This window comes from Herbivorax alkaliphila (genome assembly GCF_030848475.1).
GTDB lineage: Bacteria > Bacillota > Clostridia > Acetivibrionales > Acetivibrionaceae > Herbivorax.
In genome coordinates this window covers 1-21,644 of the sequence record NZ_JAVDDS010000021.1, presented here as the reverse complement: position 1 = coordinate 21,644, position 21,644 = coordinate 1, and the positions used below count along the sequence as shown (strand labels likewise).

The 21,644-nt window shown below is 31.9% G+C and carries 22 protein-coding genes; 17 read left to right on the top strand and 5 right to left on the bottom strand.

Going from position 1 to position 21,644, the window contains the following annotated elements:
- Positions 1-38: 38 nt before the first annotated feature.
- From RBH29_RS09330 to RBH29_RS09300, 7 genes are all read left to right on the top strand, one after another.
- Positions 39-1,331 carry a methionine gamma-lyase family protein gene (locus tag RBH29_RS09330; protein WP_306696541.1) on the top strand — a complete coding sequence of 431 codons (1,293 nt, stop codon included), beginning with the start codon at positions 39-41 and terminating at the stop codon, positions 1,329-1,331.
- A gap of 11 nt (positions 1,332-1,342) precedes the next feature.
- Positions 1,343-2,617, top strand: coding sequence for an HlyD family efflux transporter periplasmic adaptor subunit (locus RBH29_RS09325; protein WP_306696540.1), 1,275 nt, complete (start codon positions 1,343-1,345; stop codon positions 2,615-2,617).
- A complete protein-coding gene (locus tag RBH29_RS09320) occupies positions 2,617-3,318 on the top strand; it encodes a YggS family pyridoxal phosphate-dependent enzyme (protein WP_306696539.1) in 702 nt (233 codons plus the stop codon). The genes RBH29_RS09325 and RBH29_RS09320 overlap by 1 nt, the downstream gene beginning before the upstream one ends.
- 166 nt (positions 3,319-3,484) lie before the next feature.
- Entirely contained in the window at positions 3,485-3,943 is a 459-nt protein-coding gene (locus RBH29_RS09315; RefSeq protein ID WP_306696538.1) for a cell division protein SepF, read from the top strand.
- 12 nt (positions 3,944-3,955) lie between these two features.
- Entirely contained in the window at positions 3,956-4,228 is a 273-nt protein-coding gene (locus RBH29_RS09310; protein WP_306696537.1) for a YggT family protein, read from the top strand.
- 86 nt (positions 4,229-4,314) lie between these two features.
- A complete protein-coding gene (locus RBH29_RS09305) occupies positions 4,315-5,121 on the top strand; it encodes a YlmH family RNA-binding protein (RefSeq protein ID WP_306696536.1) in 807 nt (268 codons plus the stop codon).
- Between the two features lie 13 nt (positions 5,122-5,134).
- Positions 5,135-5,602 (top strand): DivIVA domain-containing protein, encoded by a 468-nt coding sequence (locus RBH29_RS09300; RefSeq protein WP_306696535.1) that lies wholly within the window; start codon positions 5,135-5,137, stop codon positions 5,600-5,602.
- Between the two features lie 124 nt (positions 5,603-5,726).
- Here RBH29_RS09300 and RBH29_RS09295 read toward each other — a convergent pair whose 3' ends face one another.
- The gene (locus RBH29_RS09295; RefSeq protein WP_306696577.1) at positions 5,727-5,972 is read right to left on the bottom strand and encodes a spore coat protein; all 246 of its coding nucleotides are present in this window, start codon (positions 5,970-5,972) and stop codon (positions 5,727-5,729) included.
- A 12-nt stretch (positions 5,973-5,984) separates the two neighbouring features.
- Positions 5,985-6,170 (bottom strand): hypothetical protein, encoded by a 186-nt coding sequence (locus RBH29_RS09290; RefSeq protein WP_306696534.1) that lies wholly within the window; start codon positions 6,168-6,170, stop codon positions 5,985-5,987.
- Positions 6,171-6,385: 215 nt separating this feature from the next.
- Between RBH29_RS09290 and RBH29_RS09285 the strand changes: the two genes are divergently transcribed.
- A complete protein-coding gene (locus tag RBH29_RS09285; RefSeq protein WP_306696533.1) occupies positions 6,386-6,871 on the top strand; it encodes a metal-dependent transcriptional regulator in 486 nt (161 codons plus the stop codon).
- A 43-nt stretch (positions 6,872-6,914) separates the two neighbouring features.
- On the opposite strand, the gene RBH29_RS09280 is transcribed toward RBH29_RS09285, so the two are convergent.
- Positions 6,915-8,363, bottom strand: a complete 1,449-nt coding sequence (locus RBH29_RS09280; RefSeq protein ID WP_306696532.1) for a C39 family peptidase — start codon at positions 8,361-8,363, stop codon at positions 6,915-6,917.
- A gap of 292 nt (positions 8,364-8,655) precedes the next feature.
- On the opposite strand from RBH29_RS09280, the gene RBH29_RS09275 reads away from it, so the two are divergent.
- From RBH29_RS09275 to cysK, 7 genes are all read left to right on the top strand, one after another.
- Complete coding sequence (locus RBH29_RS09275; RefSeq protein WP_306696531.1) at positions 8,656-9,291, top strand: methionine synthase; 636 nt, start codon at positions 8,656-8,658, stop codon at positions 9,289-9,291.
- A gap of 1 nt (position 9,292) precedes the next feature.
- Positions 9,293-11,701: a homocysteine S-methyltransferase family protein gene (locus RBH29_RS09270; protein ID WP_306696530.1), complete on the top strand. Its 2,409-nt coding sequence runs from the start codon at positions 9,293-9,295 to the stop codon at positions 11,699-11,701.
- A gap of 219 nt (positions 11,702-11,920) precedes the next feature.
- Positions 11,921-14,011, top strand: a complete 2,091-nt coding sequence (locus RBH29_RS09265) for a ribonucleoside triphosphate reductase (RefSeq protein WP_306696529.1) — start codon at positions 11,921-11,923, stop codon at positions 14,009-14,011.
- On the top strand, positions 14,008-14,685 hold the full coding sequence (locus RBH29_RS09260) for an anaerobic ribonucleoside-triphosphate reductase activating protein (RefSeq protein ID WP_306696528.1): 678 nt from the start codon (positions 14,008-14,010) through the stop codon (positions 14,683-14,685). The genes RBH29_RS09265 and RBH29_RS09260 overlap by 4 nt, the downstream gene beginning before the upstream one ends.
- Before the next feature lie 194 nt (positions 14,686-14,879).
- Positions 14,880-15,392, top strand: coding sequence for a ribonuclease HI (gene rnhA / locus RBH29_RS09255; RefSeq protein WP_306696527.1), 513 nt, complete (start codon positions 14,880-14,882; stop codon positions 15,390-15,392).
- A 336-nt stretch (positions 15,393-15,728) separates the two neighbouring features.
- Positions 15,729-16,175 carry an RrF2 family transcriptional regulator gene (locus tag RBH29_RS09250; protein ID WP_306696526.1) on the top strand — a complete coding sequence of 149 codons (447 nt, stop codon included), beginning with the start codon at positions 15,729-15,731 and terminating at the stop codon, positions 16,173-16,175.
- 19 nt (positions 16,176-16,194) lie between these two features.
- On the top strand, positions 16,195-17,127 hold the full coding sequence (cysK, locus tag RBH29_RS09245; RefSeq protein WP_306696525.1) for a cysteine synthase A: 933 nt from the start codon (positions 16,195-16,197) through the stop codon (positions 17,125-17,127).
- Positions 17,128-17,251: 124 nt separating this feature from the next.
- Here the strand turns inward: cysK and RBH29_RS09240 are convergent, their stop codons facing one another.
- A complete protein-coding gene (locus RBH29_RS09240) occupies positions 17,252-18,256 on the bottom strand; it encodes a copper amine oxidase N-terminal domain-containing protein (RefSeq protein WP_306696524.1) in 1,005 nt (334 codons plus the stop codon).
- A gap of 264 nt (positions 18,257-18,520) precedes the next feature.
- Between RBH29_RS09240 and RBH29_RS09235 the strand changes: the two genes are divergently transcribed.
- Positions 18,521-18,943: a hypothetical protein gene (locus RBH29_RS09235; protein ID WP_306696523.1), complete on the top strand. Its 423-nt coding sequence runs from the start codon at positions 18,521-18,523 to the stop codon at positions 18,941-18,943.
- A 233-nt stretch (positions 18,944-19,176) separates the two neighbouring features.
- Positions 19,177-20,556, top strand: coding sequence for an MATE family efflux transporter (locus RBH29_RS09230; protein WP_306696522.1), 1,380 nt, complete (start codon positions 19,177-19,179; stop codon positions 20,554-20,556).
- A 74-nt stretch (positions 20,557-20,630) separates the two neighbouring features.
- On the opposite strand, the gene RBH29_RS09225 is transcribed toward RBH29_RS09230, so the two are convergent.
- Positions 20,631-21,557: a dockerin type I repeat-containing protein gene (locus tag RBH29_RS09225; protein ID WP_306696521.1), complete on the bottom strand. Its 927-nt coding sequence runs from the start codon at positions 21,555-21,557 to the stop codon at positions 20,631-20,633.
- Between the last annotated feature and the right edge of the window lie 87 nt (positions 21,558-21,644).

The following is a 21,644-nucleotide window of genomic DNA, read 5'->3' as shown; positions in this document are numbered from 1 at the left end:
AATTTAGTAAAAATATAAGTAATATGAGAGGTAGAAGTATGTTATCTGGATTTCAAAAATACATAAAAGATCAATTTAAAGTTGATAAAAAAGTTTTAGACTTGGCTGCTTCGGCAGAAAAGGAAGCATCTAATGAGTTTTGTAGAATAAATGAAATAAAAGAATATAATCAGTTAAAAGTTATAAGGGCAATGCAAAAAAACAATTTAGATGATTCGCATTTTAATGGTACTACAGGTTATGGATACGATGATAAGGGAAGGGATACTTTAGAATCAGTTTATAAAGAGGTTTTTTGTGCAGAAGATGCACTGGTAAGACATCAGATAGTATCCGGGACTCATGCACTGGCAATATGTTTATATGGGAACTTAAGGCCGGGTGACGAAATGTTATCAATTACAGGAAAACCCTATGACACACTTGAAGAAGTTATTGGGATAAGAGGAAATGATGCAGGATCTTTAAAAGAGTTTGGAGTTTTTTATAAACAGGTGGAATTTTTAGAAGATGGGTGTATTGATTATAAATCTGTAAAAGAAGCAATATCTAAAAAGACTAAACTAATTTTTATACAGAAATCACGTGGATATGCATGGAGAAGGTCTTTGACAACTGAGGACATTAAAAGTGCTGTAGAATTTGTAAAAAGTATAAAAAATGATGTAATTGTAATGGTTGATAACTGTTATGGAGAGTTTGTTGAAGAGAGTGAGCCTGTTGAAGTTGGAGCTGATATTATAGCAGGTTCACTTATAAAAAATCCAGGAGGAGGGCTTGCACCTACAGGTGGTTATATAACTGGTAAGAAAGAAGCTGTTGAAAAGGCGGCGTATAGAATGACAACTCCAGGATTAGGAAGAGAAGTAGGGGCATCTTTAGGAAATAACAGGCTTATGTTTCAGGGGTTGTTTTTTGCACCTCATGTTGTTGCAGAAAGCTTAAAAGGTGCCGTGTTTTGTGCATCATTAATGAATATTTTAGGGTTTAATACAAGTCCTGACATTGGTAAAAAAAGAGGAGATATTATTCAGGCTGTGGAGTTTGGAAATGCTGAGAGTTTAATTGCATTTTGTCAGGGAATTCAAAAGGGCTCTCCAGTGGATTCGTATGTTTTACCTGAGCCGTGGGAAATGCCTGGTTATGACAGTCCTGTAATAATGGCTGCTGGAGCATTTATTCAAGGGGCTTCTATTGAGCTAAGTGCAGATGCACCAATTAAACCACCATATGCAGCATATATGCAGGGAGGGTTGGTTTATGAACATGTAAAACTTGCAGTTATGATATCCATTCAGAAAATGATGGAAAAAGGCTTGGTGGTTTGCTAAGGAGGATTAAAATGGGTGAAAAACAAAAGATAAAACAAAAAGTTCGAAATAAAATACGATTAGGAAGTATTTTTATTATTTTCTTTTTAATTTTATACATTCCTTCTCTTATATTATGGATATATGGGAATAATATTAACACTGAATTCATAAGGAAAGGTGAGATTGAAAGCTCTGTTAATACAAATGCGTATATTGTTAGAAATGAAACAGTTATTAATTCACCTGTTGAAGGAAAGTGTATAAGAGAAATAAATGAGGGTGAAAGAGTTCGGGTCAACTCTAGAATTGTTACAATAGTGGATAATATATCGCAGGTACTTTTAGATGATTTGAGAAACTTGGATTTAAGAATAATAGAAGCAAAACGAAATGAAAATGAAAATAACAATTTATTTTCTCGAGATCTAACCAAAATAGAGAAAATGATTGATGATAAGCTTATTCTTTTGGCGGATTGCGTAAATCAAAATAATTTTTCAAAAATTGGTAATTTAAGAGATGAAGTTGATGAACTAATACTAAAACAAGCTACTATTATTGGAAGTTATGGAGAGCCATCTGCGCATATTCAGTCATTAAAAGATGAAAGAGATACACTGCAAAATATGATAATGGAAAATACAGAAGATATTATTTCAGAATATACAGGAACAGTATCTTATGTAATTGATGGGCATGAGCATATGTTGACGCCGGATATAATTGAGAAATTGACTTTGGAGGATTTAGAAAACATCAAAATTACTGAAAATCACAGAAGTCACGATGACTTAATTGTAAATGAGAATAGTCCTCTTTTGAAAATAATTAAAGATATCCACTATGATATCCTTTTTGTTATGGATAAAGATGAGGCTTCAAATTTTGAAGAAGGTGAGAAAGTGGAGGTTAGAATAAATGACATAGATAGGATAATTGATGGAATAATAAATTATAAATCAGAAAAAATGGATGGAAAATATATAATGGCTGTTAATGTAGATAAGGCATTAAGGGAGACGGCGGCTTTAAGAAAGATAAATATAGACTTAATAAAGACTAGACATTCAGGATTTATCGTTCCAATAGAAAGCCTTGTCAATATTAATGAGAGGGATATGACAGCTGAAATAGTATTGGTTAGAGCAAATCGTGCCAGATTTGTTACTGTAAAGATTAAAGGAAGAGATGAAAAGCTGGCTATTATAAAAAATACTGAAAACTCTCATAGTGGTGGTGTACAGCTGTATTCATCCTATATTTTAAATCCAAAAAACATTGAGGAAGGGCAGATGATTGAGTGATGAAAAAAGAATTTGATTATTTAAGGGGAAATCTTGAATTAGTGATGTCTAAAATTGAAAAGGCAGCACTAAAAAGTGGAAGGAAGGCGGATAGCGTTAAAGTTATTGCAGTTACTAAAACTGTAGAGCCTGAAAAAATATCTGCCATGTTAGATGAAGGCATAACAGATTTAGGTGAAAATAGAGTTCAGGAACTTACAAAAAAGTACGATATAATAAATAAGGAATGTAATTGGCATCATATAGGACATCTTCAGTCAAACAAGGTTAAGTATATAGTAGATAAGGTAAAATTGATACATTCTGTTGACAGACTGAGTTTAGCTTCAGAAATTCAAAAAAGAGCTCAAAAGGCTGGCACAATAATAGATGTTCTTGTACAGGTAAATGTTTCAAGAGAAGAAAGTAAGTTTGGTGTTTATAAAGAACAACTCTTGGAACTTTTGAAAAAAATAAGCACTTTTGATAGTATGAGGGTTAGGGGGCTTATGACAATGGCACCATATGATGAAAATCCTGAGAATATTAGATATGTATTTTCAAACTTAAAGGATTTATCTATTGACATTCAGCAAAAAAAACTTGATAATATTAGTATGGAGTTTTTATCCATGGGAATGAGTAATGATTATGAAGTTGCAATTGAAGAGGGAGCGAACATGGTCAGAATTGGAACGGCTTTGTTTGGCAAAAGAGATTAATTTATAGGTTTCACCGTAAGATACCTTCTTTAAAGCAATTGTTTTAATTAATAGTTTGGTACGACATACCGGCAACGTTTGTGAAGGGTTTGCATTAAGAAGTGGAGAATGTCAAACTCTTTATGAAACATATAAAATCACAAAAGATAACAGGAGGTAATTAAAAATGTCAAGTTTAGTTAACAAAATGCTCAATTTTGTTGGGTGGGAAACGGAAGATGAAGAAGTTGAAGAAATTGAAGAGCAGGAGGAACTCGAAGAAGATATTGAAAAACCTCAATTTATTAAGCCTCTAAATAAGAAACCGCAGAATAAAGTTGTAAATATTCACTCTACATCTCAGTTTAAGGTTATAGTTTTACAACCTGAGAATTTCGACGATGCAAAAGATGTATGTGATCATTTAAAGAATAAAAAGCCTATTGTTGTAAATTTAGGCAATGTACAAAAAGATGTTGCTCAGAGGATAGTTGACTTTTTAAGCGGCTCTATTTATGGATTAGACGGGAACATACAAAAAGTGTCTAATGATATATTTATTGTAGCACCTCATAATGTTGATATTATGAGCCATATAAAAAAAGAAGAAATAACAGGTAAAGCAGCTTTTCCCTGGTCGAAATAGCGGGGGATTTAAATGAGTTATACATTGATAAGAGCATTAAATTTACTATTTGATATAATAATAATAGCTTTAATTGTGCGTGTTATTTCTTCATGGCTTCCAATTTCTAAAGAAAATGCTTTTTTTAGAATAATTTATCAAGTTACAGAACCGTTGCTTTCGCCAATTAGAAGCTTAATTCAAAAGACATCTTTTGGAAAGAATATGATGGTGGATTTTTCACCGATAATCGTATTTTTGCTTCTTCGTATCTTGAGAAGCGTTTTAACAGGTATTTTGGGATAGTTACGATAAAGGTAAAAAAGTCTTAAAATATTTTTAGGTTGGTTAGAAAAATTATTTTATTAAAGAAGAAAGAGCATTAAAAAAGTATGTCAAAAACAGACGACAAAATAGTAGTTAAAAAAGTTCTTGATAAGTACTACTTATCTGAAAAGACAAGCAAATATACTAATTCAGATTTTTTAGATCCCTATCAGCAAAAGTTGGTTGAGAAAACTTTTAATATGATGGGGATAAGAGATTATAGTTTTTTAGGTGGCTATAGGGGGGCAGAAAGAGCAATTGTTGTTTTCTGTCCTAATGTCGTGCTTTTAAATTCTTTGCAGCAAGAAACAGACGAAACAGGAACAGGGACTGATGATACTGGGTTTTGTACAAAATTTTTTGAAGTTCTTAAAATCACAACGAAGGGAAGAAATGCTTTTTCCCATAGAGATTATTTAGGTTCGTTAATGGGATTAGGTATTAAACGAGAAAAAATTGGCGATATTTTAGTTAAAGAAGATTTTTGCGTGATAGTTGTATTAAAAGAAATAGCAGAATTTATTGAATACAACCTTATAAAGGTTGGTAATAAAACTGTAGATATTACTGTTGTAGATAGTGGTGAATTGAAAAGCTTTGAACCCAAAATAAAGGAAATAGGCACAACGGTGGCTTCTTTGAGAATTGATTGTATTGCCAGTGCTAGTTTTGGAATTTCAAGGAGTAAAATAGCCTCGTTGATTAAATCTCAAAGAGTTTATTTAAATTGGGAGTTGGTTTCAAGCCTTTCGAAAACAGTACAGGAGGAAGACACCATATCTATAAAAGGAAAGGGAAGAGCTGTATTACAAAGAACAGGTAAATTAACAAAAAAAAATAGAATACACGTTGTACTAAAGAAATTTATATAATGAGGTGCTTTGTATGAATTATACTCCTAATGATTTGCAGAATATAGTACTAAAAAAAAGTATGGTTGGTGGCTATAATGAAGACATGGTTAATGACATATTAGATAAGGTTATAGAAGACTATACAAGCTACATACATGAAAACATAGAATTAAAGGACAAGGTGGCTGCATTAAATGAGGCTGTTCAACATTATAAAAACATTGAAGACTCATTGCAGGATACGTTAATTGTAGCCCAGCAGACAGGTGAAGATATAAAGAAAAATGGTTATCAAAAATCTGAAAATATAATTAAGGAAGCAGAAATTAAGGCACAAAAAATAATAAATGAAGCAAATCAGGAAGTTATCAGAATTAAGTACGAATATGAAGATATGAAGAAAAAGTTTTATGTATATAAAAGTAAGGCTGAAGCACTTTTGGCTTCTCAACAGGAAATTTTAAGATCAATTATTGATGAACAGGAAACAAGCAGTTAATTCACATAGCATTATAAGCACATGTTTAGTTTTAGCCAAAAGAGTTTAGCGAATGTGGTAAAAGTAAGCCATGACTATAAAACATTTTAAAAATTAATTATTACAGTCATGGCTATTATTATATTTAGCTTATAAATTGAGATTTAACCTGCATAACTTCATTTTGTTCCACTTGTTGGGCCGAGCGATAGTACCCTTTTTGTTCTGCCAATTTATACAAGTCATACTGGAATGTTTCACAGTCATTTCTTATTTGTTGCAGAGCCTGCCTTAACTGTGGATTTGCAGATTCTGCAATTGCATTGGCGTATGTTGATAAGCTTCCCTTTAATTGAGTTAAAAGATCATTAACCATTTCTTTTTCTTGCATTTTCAATCCTCCTTATCCTAAAAACGTCATTAGTTGGTCTTTTGTGCTTTTTGCATCCTGTGCAGATTGTTGAAACACCTGCTTGACTTGTGAATCTTGACATTGGCTGGCATAATCAGATAACTTTTTAAAAGTCATTTCATGTGATCCAATTAAATGCCTTAAGTTTTGTAGTTCAATTTGATTTAATTGTGACATATAAAACACTCCTTTCTTTTTAATCACACTTATTTTAAGTTAAAACATATAAAATTATACAGATAAATTAAATAAATTTAACATTGTACTTTAATAAAAAAGGAAAAATCAGACTTGTTATTAGCAAAAATTACATTGATTTTCTGTAGTGATTTTTATTTTAGCTGTGAATATAAATATAATATAAATATATTTATATAAAGGCTGGGATATTAATGAGAGAAGATCAAAAATATTATACAGTTCGAGGATATCAGCTTCTTAGAAAAAATAAAAAACTTTTAACTTCAGGTATGGAAGACTATTTGGAGATGATTTATAGAAATAGTATTGAAGCAGGTTATATGAGGGTAAACAAACTTGCTGAACAGTTAAATGTTCAGCCTTCTTCTGCAACAAAAATGGTTCAAAAGTTAGCTGGCTTAGGTCTTATAAAATACCAGAAGTATGGGATTATAGAGCTTACTGAAAGAGGACTTGATATGGGGAATTTTTTATTGAATCGACATAAGACGTTGGAAAAGTTTTTAAGATTTATAGGATGTATTGATGTTTTGTCTGAGACAGAACTGATTGAACACAGTATAAATATAGATACTTTAAAAAATATAGATTCATTAAACAGGTTTATTGAAAAAAATCCTAGTATTCAAAAAAAGTTTGAAAAGTTTAAAGAAGAATTAAATTATGGTGCTATTTAATAGTTAAAAAAGAGCCTTACTAAAAGGCTCTTTTTTAAATTTTTTATTCTATGTGTGCAACAGGAAGTTCAGAAATCTCTCCGCTTACATATCTTGACAAAGTGATTAGATCAAAAGTTGATATTGTATCGTCATCATTTACGTTTGCGGCTGTTTTTTGATTGTCGGTAAAATCTACTTGTCCTACTATATACTCCGCTATTAGTTCTATGTCTGATTTGGTAACTAATCCATCACCATTTACATCTCCATATGTAATAAGATTCATTTCGCCATCTGACATTATACCGTTTACAGTTAATGTTTGTGTTTCAACGCTATTATCTGCTTTTACCTTATATGATTGCTTACCTTGTGCTTCATGGGTATAAGATGTATTGTCTCCAACGCTAAAGAATTCTCCGCCATTTACACTGATTTTATATTCATTTGCCCAAGATACAGAATCCCATGTTAACTTGATGTTTCCCTCGTTTTCCTGAGCTTTAAAGTTATCTGGTGCATTAGCTTTCATAGTAATTTTTATTCCATAACTACCTTCAGCATCTATATCATTATGACTAACTTTTATATAGTATCTTTGTCTACCACCTGATTGCTTAACTATTTTAAAATTATCATCTTCACCACTGTTGCTATCTGACCTAAGGTGAACAGGATTATCACTGTCATCGTATAATTCTCCGAAAGTATCTGTTGTACCAGTGGTTTCAATAACATATGTAGCAGCTGCAGAAGTCATAAAAGTGTAATAATGCTCTTCACCAGCATTAAGGTAGCTTAGTTCTAGCTCTGGAGTTGGGCTGGCATAAATTCTTTTTGCTGTTTCAAAAGAATCATTAGGTTCCTCTGGAATTTCTGGAGGAGTTGAACCAGTGTAAAAAAGGTTGTAAGACATAGTTGTAAAAGTATCAAAGTCCATAGTATGTTCTTCTCCATCCCACGGGTCATTATAAATTACATATTTGTTGCTATCGCTTTCACCATAACCAGTTATTACAACTGCATGACCTCCACCAGGCAAGCTTATATATCCAGGTATAGATGCTAAAATAGGATAAGAATTATCAATGTATGTTTTTATTTCTTTAAAAGAAATCCTATTATAAATTGTATCACGATTAGGGTGGTCAAAAACACTAGCTGTTCTATTTATAGATGAAACTCCATCTGTATAATTTTCTACAATTTCTCCCTTATCTCTAGACAAACTTAAAGGTAAGGTTTGGTTAAATTCTTCTTCCAATGTACTTTCATAGTAATCTTGTGCAATTTCTACTGTGCGGTCTATTGAATCTTCATTAAAATATGAAATTATCATTGCCGCAGAAGCTGACCAGCATAGCCATTCATGAGGCTGTTGAGTATAATTAGTTACTGAAAGTTTTACCTCTGTTTCTGTTTGTTGTGCAAAAGAAACTCCACTAAATAACATTGTTAACATAAAAACAATACTTACATAAACTGATACTATTTTTCTTATTTTTAGCATTACTCTCTCTCCTTTAATAGTTTTTTTAGTAAATACATTGTTTGATTTTTGCAAAATATATTGGCCATATTTTTTATTTAGGTGCACCTAAAAGACATTTAACAATTCCTTTGATATAAAATTCTACAGAAAACAATGTATGATGTCAATATCATATCGAGTTATTTTTTGAATTAATATTGTTCTTCATCTTTAATATATACACCTTGTTTTTTTAGAGTGATTGATTTTTTTAAAATTTGATATATAATATAATAATACTGTAAAAAAAATTAATGGGAGTTTATGGTCTATGAAAAAAGAAAATAAACTTAAATTTTTTGGACATATACCTTCAAAGCCTGATATTGGTTTGATTCTTACTAGGCTAGGATATAAAAAAACTGTTACTGTTATAAGCAAAGAATACAGACAGAAAATAAATTCAATGATTGAAGAAGGTCTTGCTTTGTGTGATATTAAAGGCATTTATGGAAGGTATAAAATAAAATCCCATGAACATAATGGAATAAAAATTTTTGATGATATATTTTTTGAAAGCAAAAACCTTTCAAAACTTTTAAAAAATAGTTTTGAGGTCGTACTTATGGCGACAACTGTTGGTGATGATATAACCAAAAAAATACATAGTGAAATAAAAAGTGAAAATGCTGATTTTGCATTGATACTTGACTCTTTGGGATCTCAAATTGTAGATGGTGGACTTGACTGGATGGTTGAGTTTATTAATAAAGAGATTAGAAGAGAGGGTAAAAAACTTACAGGAAATAGGTACAGCCCAGGCTATGGAGATTTTTTGCTTTCAAATCAAAAAATAATATATGATATTTTAAATTTAAAAAAACTGGACATTGAAATTACACAAAAGTATATGCTTGTTCCAGAGAAGTCTGTTATAGCTATTGCAGGAATAGAAGGGATTGAGTAAAATGGACAAACAATCATTTAGAGATTTTATCTATAATAATGTAGTTATTTTAGATGGTGCAACAGGTACAGAGCTTCAAAAAAGAGGAATGCCTCTTGGAGTTTCTCCTGAACAATGGGCTTTAGAAAACCCGGAAGTTTTGATAGATATTCAGAAAAATTACATAAAATCAGGTTCTAATGTTGTGTACACTTGTACTTTTGGAGGAAATAGATTAAAGCTTTCTGAATTTGGATTAGAAGATAAAGTTGTAGAAATAAATAAAGGATTAGCACAGATTTCAAAGAAAGCAGCCAAAGATGATGGATTTGTTGCAGGAGATATTGCAGCAACAGGTCAATTTGTAGAGCCATTTGGTGATATGCCTTTTGAAGAGGCGGTTGAAATATATAAAGAACAGGTTAAAGGGCTTTTAGAAGGTGGAGTGGACTTTTTTATAATAGAGACAATGGTTGATATTCAGGAGACAAGGGCTGCACTTATAGCTGTAAAGGAAAGCTGTAATTTGCCTGTTTGCATCAGTATGACATTTGATGAAGGTAGAAGAACTCTAACAGGCACAGATCCTGTAACTGCACTTATAACTCTTCAAAGTCTTGGGGCAGATGTTGTAGGATGTAACTGTTCTACAGGACCTGCGGACATGATAAAAGTTATAAAGGAAATGAAACCATATGCTAAGGTGCCTCTTTTAGCAAAGCCTAATGCAGGTCTTCCAAGGCTAGTTGATGGTAAGACTGAATTTGATATGGGAGCTTTGGAATTTGGTTCATATGTAGAAGAGTTTATAAAATCAGGTGTAAACCTTTTAGGTGGTTGTTGTGGAACGTCGCCATTATATATTGAAAAGATTAAGGAAAAGATTAAAGGACTTAAAGGAAAACTCCCTAGTCCTAAAAAAGTGAGCTGTGTAACGTCATTAAGCAAAACAGTTTTTACTGGATTTGAGGAACCAGTTGTTGTTGTTGGGGAGAGAATAAATCCAACAGGAAAAAAGAAACTTCAAAAAGAACTTAGAGAGGGTAAAACAAATGAAGTTAGAAGATTTGCATCTGAACAAATTGAAAAGGGTGCAAAAATACTTGACGTTAATGTAGGTATGCCGGGAATTGATGAAAAGAAAACAATGATTGATATTGTTCAGTTTCTTTCAATTACTGTGAAGGCTCCTCTTTGTCTTGACTCATCTTCTCCTGATGTGATAGAGGCGGCACTTAGAGTATATCCTGGAAGGGCAATGATTAACTCTATTTCTGCTGAAAAGGAAAAAATGGAAAAACTGCTCCCGATAGCAGCTAAATATGGGGCTATGTTTATACTTCTTCCTCTAGATGATAAGGGTGTACCACAGACGGCTAGTGAAAGGTATCAAGTAATTGAAGGTGTATATAAAAAAGCCTTAGAACATGGCTTTGATAAAGAGGATATAATAGTTGACGGACTTGTTATGACAGTGTCTTCAGATCAAAATGCGGCTATGGAAACACTAGAGGTAATTAGTTGGTGCAAAAATAAATTTGGGATAGGTTCAATTGTGGGTCTTTCAAATGTATCCTTTGGACTTCCTGAAAGAAGCTGGGTTAACACGGCATTTCTTTCTATGGCTATAGGAAAAGGGCTTACAATGGCTATATCAAATCCATCAAGTGAGATTTTAATGAATATTAAAATGGCCTGTGATGTATTGACGGCAAAGGATAAAAACAGTGCCTTTTATATTGAAAGATTTGGTGGACAAAAAAGTGAAAAGGTTAAAGATGAAGAAAAGAAATCAGATTTGAGTACATTGGACAAAATATATAAAAGTGTATTGATAGGAGATAGGGAAAATGTAAAAGCTCTTATAGATATTGCAATTAAAGATGGAAATGAACCTTCAAAAATAGTTGATAATTATTTAATTCCTGCAATAACAAAAGTGGGAGATTTATATGATAAAAAGGAGTATTTTCTTCCCCAGCTTATTCAAAGTGCTCAAGCTATGAAGGATGCATTTAACATTGTTGAACCACTTCTTATGAAAGAAGAAAGTCAGGAAAATAAAAAGTGTATTGTGCTGGCTACCGTCAAAGGAGATATACACGATATTGGTAAAAATATTGTAGGTCTTATGCTTAAAAACTATGGTTTTAAAGTGATTGACTTAGGAAAAGATGTGAGTTCTAGAAAAATAATAAACAAGGCAAAAGAAGAGGGCGCACAAATCATAGGACTTTCTGCTCTTATGACAACTACTATGGTTGAAATGAAGGAAGTTGTTAAATTAGCCAAAAGTGAAGGTCTTGATATAAAAATAATGATTGGGGGAGCTGTTGTAAACTCTGATTATGCAAAAGAGATAGGAGCAGATGGATATTCTGAAGATGCATATTCTGCTGTTAAATTGGCAGAAAAACTCTCAAGTTCTTAGAAAATATTTATTTTTTCATTTAAACAAGCTCTTGACACCACATATTGTATGTGATATAATTTCCACAACAACATATAGTTGAGATATTAAAGGTATTTAAAAAGAATAGCTTAAAAATTAGTTTTAATTTTTAAGTTATTTTTAATGAAAAATTCAAATTGTGTACGTTCATTTCTGATAAAAAGTGTAGTACAAAAAAAGAAAATAGGAGATGTCTTAATGTTTACGAAAATTACTAAAAGAAATGGAAGATGTGAAAATTTTAAGCCGGAGAAAATAACTTGGGCTATTTATAATGCTGCGACTGCTTGTGGTGGAAGTGATTTTGCCCTAGCAGAAAAGTTAAGTAAACAGGTTGTAGAAATGTCAGAGTGGATTTTTAAAGATAAAGAGCCGGAAGTAGAAGAAATTCAAGATGTTGTTGAAAAAGTGCTAATTGAAAACGGGCATGCAAAAACGGCAAAAGCATACATATTGTACAGAGAAAAAAGAAAAAGTGCTCGTAATTTAAATGCTCTAGTTGGAGCAACAATTGATATGTTTTCAGACTATCTTGGAGACAAGGATTGGCATATACAGGAAAATGCAAATACTCAAAAAAGTGTTAATGGTTTAAACAATTATATAAGGGAAAGTTTTACAAAGAAGTATTGGCTTCATGAAATATATCCTTCAGAGGTAAGAGAGGCTCACGAAGGTGGAGAATGTCATATACATGATTTGGGATTTTTTGGTCCCTACTGTGCTGGGTGGGATTTAAGACAACTTCTTATGGATGGTTTTGGTGGTGTTTATGGAAAGGTTGAAAGTAAGCCAGCAAGACATTTAAGGTCATTTTTAGGACAAATAGTGAACTCTACTTTTACAACTCAGGGCGAGACTGCAGGAGCTCAGGCTTGGTCAAGTATTGATACATATTGTGCACCATTCATACGTTATGACAACATGACGTACGAACAAGTTAGACAATGCATTCAAGAGTTTATTTTTAACATAAATGTTCCTACAAGGGTTGGGTTTCAATGTCCATTTTCTAATTTGACTTTTGATATAACAGTTCCCTCTACTTTAAAGAATGAGCCTGTAATACTTGGTGGGAAATATATGGATGAAACATACAAGGACTTTCAAAAGGAACTGGATATATTCAACAAAGCTTTTTGCAGCGTAATGCTTGAAGGAGATGCAAAGGGAAGAGTGTTTACCTTTCCAATTCCAACAATAAACATAACAAATGATTTTGATTGGAATAATTCTGTTGTGGATGAATTTATGAAAATAACCTGTAAGTATGGGATTCCTTACTTTGCAAATTATGTAAATTCAGATTTATCTCCTGAGGACGCAATATCAATGTGTTGCCGTTTGCGTCTTGATACAAAAGAACTTCGAAAAAGAGGAGGAGGACTTTTTGGAAGTAATCCTCTAACTGGATCTGTAGGAGTATTTACAATAAACTTAGCTAGAATAGGTTATCTTTCAAAGTCTGAAAGTGAGTTTAAGGCAAGGCTTTGGAAAATGGCTAATATAGGAAAGACATCCCTTGAAATAAAGAGAAAAATAATAGAGAGACAGTCAGAAAAAGGTCTTTACCCCTATTCAACCCACTTTTTGAGAAATATAAAGGAAAGAACCAATCAATATTGGTATAATCATTTCAATACAATAGGAGTAATTGGAATGAATGAGGCTTTAATGAATTATATGGGCAAGGACATAGGGACTAAAGAAGGACAGGAATTTTCAGTAAATATTATGAATTACTTAAGGGATGTGTTGGTGGAGTTTCAAAATGAAACTGGGCACTTTTACAATCTTGAAGCTACCCCGGCAGAAGGTACTTCTTACAGGTTAGCAAAGCTTGACAGAGAAAGATATCCTGATATTATTACAGCAGGAAATAATACTCCATATTATACTAATTCTACACAGCTTCCTGTAGAATACACTGATGATGTTTTTGAAGTGTTGGAACTTCAGGATAAGCTACAGTCATTGTATACAGGAGGAACTGTTCAACATCTTTATTTAGGAGAGAGCATAGAAGATATTGAACTTTGTAAAAGCTTAATTAAGAAAGTGTTTACAAATCACAGCATGCCATATATATCAATAACACCTACATTTAGTATATGTAAGGAACATGGATATTTAAAGGGAGAACAGTTTAAGTGTCCTGTTTGCAATGATAAAACAGAAGTTTGGTCAAGGGTAACTGGATATTTAAGACCTGTTGAAAATTATAATATTGGAAAAAAAGAAGAGTACTTTACCAGAAAGAAATTTAAAGTTGAGGAGAAAGTATCATGAAAATAGCAGGTTTACAGAAAAATTCTTTTGTTGATTATCCAGGGAATTTATGTGCTGTTGTTTTTACTCAAGGTTGTAATATGAACTGTTTTTATTGCCACAATAAGCCTTTAATTGATAATGAAAAAAGAAATGAAAATATCAGTTCAGAGGATGTTTTAGAATTTCTTAAAAAAAGACGCAGCTTTTTAGATGCAGTTGTTATAAGTGGGGGAGAACCTACAATGCAAAAGGATCTTGAAAATTTTATTAAAGAGGTTAAGAAACTAAAATTTAAGGTTAAACTAGATACTAATGGTACAAATCCTGAAGTAATTGAAAGTCTTATATCTAAAAGACTTATTGATTATGTGGCTATGGATATAAAGGCTCCTTTTAAAAGGTATCAGGAATTTTGTGGTGCAAAAACAGATATAAATCGCATAAAAAAAAGTATAGATATTTTAATGCAGGACATTATAGACTATGAGTTTAGGACTACTTTTGCTCCTGGATTAGGGTTTGGTGATGTTTTGAATATGTGCAATGAAATAAAAGGTGCTAAATCATATATACTGCAAAAATGCAGAGGATTTGAGGAGATGTCAAACTTCATACTTTTTACAGATTCTATAAAAAGTATGAATAAAATGATTAAGAAAGTTGGAACAAGAGGAGTTGAAAATTCTGCTTAGACATTAGTGAACTCGTTTAGCTAAAGCTAAACATCGAGGCTTCAGTTAAGTAGGTGACTTGTTTAAATAAAACTAAACATTAGAGCTTTAGGTGGAGATTCTATTCTACTTAAAGCTTATGTGAGGACTCCACCGTATAGAGGGTGGAGTCTTAGAACAAGATAGAGTTGACATAAATTACTTGAGGTGATATTTTGCATGAAGTGATAATTTATACAGATGGAGCATGTTTAAACAACCCGTATGGCCCTGGGGGATATGGAACAGTTTTGCTACATGAGAGGAATGGGAAAAAACATAAAAAAGAATTGTCAGGTGGATTTAATAATACAACTAATAATAGAATGGAGTTAATGGCTGTAATTGTTGGATTAGAAGCATTAAAAAAGCCTTGCAGTGTAAAAGTTTTTTCTGATTCTAAATATATAGTTGATGCAATTAATTTAGGGTGGATGGACAGATGGAAAAGATTTGGATGGTATAAAAACGCAAAACGAAATGCAAGGCCAAAGAATATAGATTTGTGGAAAAGGTTAGTGGCTGCAATGGAGTCTCACAATGTGCAATTTGAATGGGTAAAAGGACATGCGGGTATTGATCTTAATGAAAGATGTGATCAGTTAGCCACCGGAGCAGCTGAGGGAGAAGATCTTCCGGAAGATACAAGACCAGATGAAGAAGTAGATCAAATTAAGATAGAAATGTAAACTCGTTTAGATAAAGCTAAACATAGGGATTTAGATGGAGATTCTACTCTATCTGAAAATTATAACAAGAACTTTACTATACAAGAGGTGGATAGATAGAATAAGACAAAAAAAGGGTCTGATTTTTAAATCAGGCCTTATAATTTTTGAAATGTAAATTTATTTTAAAAGCGCTTAACCTAATAGTATAATATTAAAAAAATAACAATATGTTACTATGATTTGATGTATGAATTGCTAAGAAATTTTATATCTATTGACAAGTGATAGTTAAATATAGTATTATTAGAGTATTAAAAATAAAACATATAGGAATACTGGGTTATAGGTGATGATATGAAAATTTCAACAAAAGGAAGATATGGATTAAGAGCAATGCTGGATTTGGCATTGAATTCAAAAGGAGGGTGTGTTTCCTTAAATAGCATAGCCACACGGCAAAATATTTCTGAAAATTATATGGAACAGGTTTTTTCTCTTCTTAGAAAAGCAGGGCTTGTTAAGAGCATTAAAGGGCCACAGGGTGGTTATACTTTGGGTTTAAATCCTTCAAGTATAAAGATAGGTGATATTTTAAGAGCTTTAGAGGGAAATCTTTTAGTAGTTGATGAAAAAAATAATGAAGTTTCAAAAGATAATACATTTGAATATTGTTTACAGCTTAAAGTTTGGAATAAAATAAATGAAAGCATAAATAGAGTAGTTGATTTGTTGACCTTAGAGGACTTGATGGAAGACTACAAAAAAATTAATGATAGTCAGTCGCTCATGTACTATATTTAAAAAGAAAGGAGTGGTTACTGTGGGAAAAATAACTAATAATATTACTGAGCTTATAGGTAATACACCTTTGATGGAATTTAGAAACTACAATAGAGTAAACAACCTTAATGGAAGGCTTATTGGAAAGCTTGAGTTTTTTAATCCTGGTGGGAGTGTAAAGGACAGAATTGGATATGCAATGATTAGAGATGGAGAAAAGAAGGGACTTATAAAGGCTAAAACAGTTATTATTGAGCCAACAAGTGGAAATACTGGGATTGCACTGGCCTTTGTATCTGCGTCTAAAGGATATAAACTTATTCTTACTATGCCTGATACTATGAGTGTTGAGAGAAGAAATCTTTTAAAGGCATTAGGGGCAGAAGTTGTTTTAACGCCGGGGACAGAAGGTATGAAAGGGGCTATTGAAAAAGCTTATGATTTGGCAAAAGAAATTCCAGATTCTTTTGTTCCTCAGCAATTTAATAATGGAGCAAATCCTCAAATTCACAGGGAGACGACAGCAGAAGAAATATGGAGAGATACTGATGGTGAAATTGATATATTTGTAGCTGGAGTGGGAACTGGAGGAACGATTACAGGTGTTGGGGAAGTATTAAAGGAAAAGAAATCTTCTGTTAAAATTGTAGCAGTTGAGCCTGATAACTCTCCTGTACTTTCAGGAGGTAATCCAGGGCCGCATAAAATACAGGGGATAGGTGCAGGGTTTGTGCCTGAGATATTAAATAAGGATATAATTGATGAAGTTGTAAAAGTAAGAGATAAGGATGCTTTTAAAGCCTCTAAAAGCATTTCTAAAACAGAGGGGTTGTTGGTAGGCATATCTTCTGGAGCGGCTATTTTAGCTGGAACTGAACTGGCAAAAAGACCTGAAAACAAAGGGAAAAATATAGTGGTTCTGTTGCCTGACACAGGTGAAAGATATCTTTCTACAACGCTATATAAAGATTAATTAAAAAGGCTTTAAGTGAGTATTTAATACGCTTAAAGCCTTTTTTAGTACTTATCTTATATGGATAAGTATCAGGAGGGACGAGAATCTTTGTCTAAAGCTAGGATTTTTAAGCTAAACTAGTTTATTTAAGTTCCCAAGTATATGACAATAGTACATTATCAAAAAGAGTCAAAGCCTCAGTTCTTCTAATTCTAAAAACAACAATTGCATCAGTAGTATACCATTTGCCTTTTTCCAGTTTACCATTGAATTTTTTTAGATATTCATCAGAAGCTTCGTGATAGATAAACTCAACCTTTCCCTTTACAATAAGTTCATCTGGTTGGTGGTCAAATGTTAATCCAGGTTGTGTAACTTCAACCATTGAGGGATCAGAAATAAAACGAACTTCCCTTATTATAGAATTTTCTACTGCATGGTTGTAAACCCTTTCTCTAAGCCCATTAAAGGGTGCACCTGGAAAACCAGAATCATATTCAAAATCTGTTTCCTCTGTATAGTCAACATTTCCCAAATGATATTCAATATATGAAGTTGCACTTGACTGATAGCTTTTCATATCTTGTTCACTTAAATTTGAATTTGTACCATCACTATATAGATTTGATAAATTGTAATCTCCTTTAGTTAAAGCTGGATTAAGGGGGAATACCGGAGGAGAATTTTTTGTATTAATTATTACACTATAATTTTCCCCATCCCAAATAATTTCATGATTAAAAATTTCAGAAAATTCTCTTAAAGGAACAAAAGTCCTTCCATTAACAATAATTGGGCTTGTTAGCATTTCGATGTACTTACGGCTATTTGTATTTGTATCAGTAATTGAAAATTTATCTTTTATGTAGTTTAGCTTAAAGCATACTTCAACATTGTCTAAAGTAATAGTAACTACTTCTATGGCTCCATTCCAGTCCACTTCTGCACCAAATCCTTCAGAAACTGCTCTTACAGGTATCATTGTCCTGCCTTTGTTGGTAATAAACGGTTTTGCGTCAGTAAATTCAAGGTTTTTCCCATCAATAATTATTTTTAATTCTTTTTCGTTTGTTGAGCTTGCATTAAGTGGGATTAAGACAGTTTGAATCATTACAAGTAAAGATATAATTAATATAATTTTCTTCATATTAAAAATCCTCCCTAAAATTAAATAATTTTGACTAGAAGCAGAAAAAACTTCCTGTAACATAATTGACAATATGGTTGACCTTTTATAAAATACAAAAGGAGAACACATTGTATTAAACAATAGGTTATCATATGTTGTATAATAATACAAATGTCATTTTAATAATTTATGAACCCAATAATTTTTGCGAACTTTAAAAATATAATATATAGTATTAGGCATAGGATTATTTTATAAAGATTTTATGGAGTGAGGCACACAATGGAAAAATTAGCTAAAAACCACAAGAAATTAATATTATATTCAAGAATATATTTTGTAATATGTATTATAGCTTTTGTTTTTTGGGGAACGGAAGAATATGATGAAATGTCTGTACGATTAATATTAGCTGCAATTGTGTTGAGTGGACATGCAATCTTTTTCTCATTAATAGGAATTAATTTAAAAATGTTTAAGTCTATAAGTAAAGAGAGCTGGGATGAGATGAAAAAAATCGTTAACTTTCAGTTGAACTTTATGGTGGTTTTTTTTGGAGGATTTGGATTAGCTGTTCTTATACTATTAGCGATAATAGATTTTAAAGAAAGTCTTTTTATGTTGCTTTTATCAAATGTTATATTAGCAATAGCCACAGGGGCATTGAAGAACAAGAGCATATACATATATGAAAGTGAAAATTGATTTGTAAGTTTTGTGATATGTTAAAAGGCTTAAATTATGCAGAGTTTGACTCTTCCGAAATTTTATGTATATGTCTAAAAATGAAGTATATCAAAGGGGCTCAATGCCAAGAGCTTTTATATTAATTTTTGGATTATTTAGCCCTATTAATATGTAAGTCTTTTACTTTTGTACAGTCTTTACATATTAAGTGTTTACAGATTAAAAATGAAAAAGAAGTTGGAGGATTTTTAATGGGATATATTAATCCATTAGGAGAAGAAAAGATATTAAATTTGTTGTTTAAGTTCTCCATACCAGCAATTGTAGGTATGATGGTTAATGCTTTATATAATATAGTAGACAGGATGTTTATTGGAAGAAGTGGTGACTTAGGATCTAATGGTTTAGAGGCTATTACCATTGTTTTTCCTATTATGTTTATACTTTTGGCTATAGCAATTTTATTTGGAATTGGTGGAGCTACTTTATTTTCTATAAGACTAGGTGAAAAAAAGCAGGAGGAAGCTGAAAAAGCTCTTGGCAATGGATTTTCATTACTGATTATATCAGGACTTGTATTTATGATTTTAGGACAAATTTTTTTGGTACCATTATTGTCTTTGTTTGGTGCTAAAGAGGAAATAATGCCTTACGCAACACAATATATGAGGGTTATTTTTTCGGGAGCTGTTTTTCAGATATTAAGTATGGGTTTAAATAACTTTATTCGTGCAGATGGTAGTCCTAATTATGCTATGGCGACTATGTTTTTAGGGGCAGGAACAAATATTTTACTAGATTATATTTTTATTTTTGTATTTAAAATGGGTATGTCTGGAGCAGCACTTGCTACAATTTTAGCACAGCTATTTTCATGTATATGGGTAGTTTCTTATTTTGTAGGCAAGAAGAGCAGAACAAAGCTTAAACTTAAATATATGAAGCTAAATTTTCAAATGGTAATTAGAATTGTTTCATTGGGGTTGCCAGGGTTTTTATTACAATTGGCTAATAGTTTGTTAAATGCAATATTGAATAAAAGCTTATTGCATTATGGTGGAAATGTGGCAGGTATGGGTATAATAAATAGTATTCAGGCACTACTTGTCATGCCTATTATTGGAATTAGACAGGGGGCACAGCCTATTATAAGCTTTAATTTTGGAGCAAAAAAATACAATCGTGCCAAAAAAGCTGTTAAACTTGCTATTTTGGCAGCTACGATTATTATTGTAGTTGGATATGTTGTAATAAGAGTATTTCCAGAAGGAATTATAGGCATGTTTAATAAAGAGCCAGAAGTACTGGAGTTTGGAAGCTATGCTTTGCTTGCATGGTTTTTGTGTGCTCCTGTTATTGGTTTTCAAATTATTGCTGCAAACTTTTTTCAGGCAATTGGAAGAGCCAAATCCGCTACATTTTTAACACTTACAAGGCAGGTTATTCTTCTTATTCCTGCTATAATTGTTTTTCCAAAGATTTGGGGCATTAATGGATTGCTTTATGCAGCTCCTTTTGCAGATTTCTTTTCTGCAATTTTGACAGGGATATGGTTTTACTATGGCATGAAGGGATTGAAGGAAAAACCAGATGAGATAAGTAATGATATAGATGGTAAAGTTGTTTTATAATATACAAAACAGGTGGAATACGCTTTCCACCTGTTTTTAAAAAATAATCTAAGTTGTTATAAAGTGTTTAAAATTTACTGGTTAGCTGGAAATTCAGTTATCATATCTAAAACAAATCTCTGTAAAAGAGTGTAATCGGTAGAATCTATTTCGCCATCTCCGTTTAAGTCAGCAGTTTCGCTTCCAGCAGGGATTTCATCGATAACATTTAGTATATATCGTTTTAATAAAGCTAAATCAGTTGAATCGATGGTGCCATTTCCGTCTAAATCTCCAAGCGTAAATGAGGCATTAGGTTCTATTAGCTCATTCCAAACAGGAGTATGTGAAAAGACATAACCTGTTTCAAGTGGTTTTGTTAGCTCAAGTATGTTGAAAGATGACTCATCAGGATAATTAAAATTGATATTTTGAACATCTTCTCCATTTAAAATAACTTTGTGTGAGTCAGAAGGTAAAAAAGTACTTGTGTCAAATAAATAAAAAGAGTCATAATAAAAGTCACCTTTAAGCTCTAAAGTACCATCAGTCAAATAGTCTTTATGAGAAACAGAAGATACAAAATAAAAATCATCATGAACTTGAACAAAGTCATCAATATAATTCATACTAAGAATAGAATAATCAATTATTTCAAAAGAGCCTTCAACGATAAGGTTTCCTTCGTTGATATATAAAAGAGAAGGATTATCAGAGTCATATCCACTTTGATAAAAATCCCCATTAACAGTTAAAGTTCCTGAATCTAAGTCGATGTTTTGGTTATTTAGAATTAAGTTTTTTTCTACAGTGAGATTATAACCATTTAATACAATGTTTTGATTAACTTCAAGATTCGAATCCACTACAATATTATCCATTAAAATGTAACTGCCATCTTCGTAGGAAAAATAATCTTCAAAATCTGAAACAGACAAATAACCTTCAGCTAAAACTCCAGTAATATTTAATAAGGAAAAAGCTGAGAAGATAAAGATAGAAACCACCATTTTTACGTACAAAGATTTTTTAATAAATTTTTTTTCATAGTAACTTAGGTAAGAATAATATTCTTACCTACTACCCCCCTTTTTTATTGTTTTTTATAA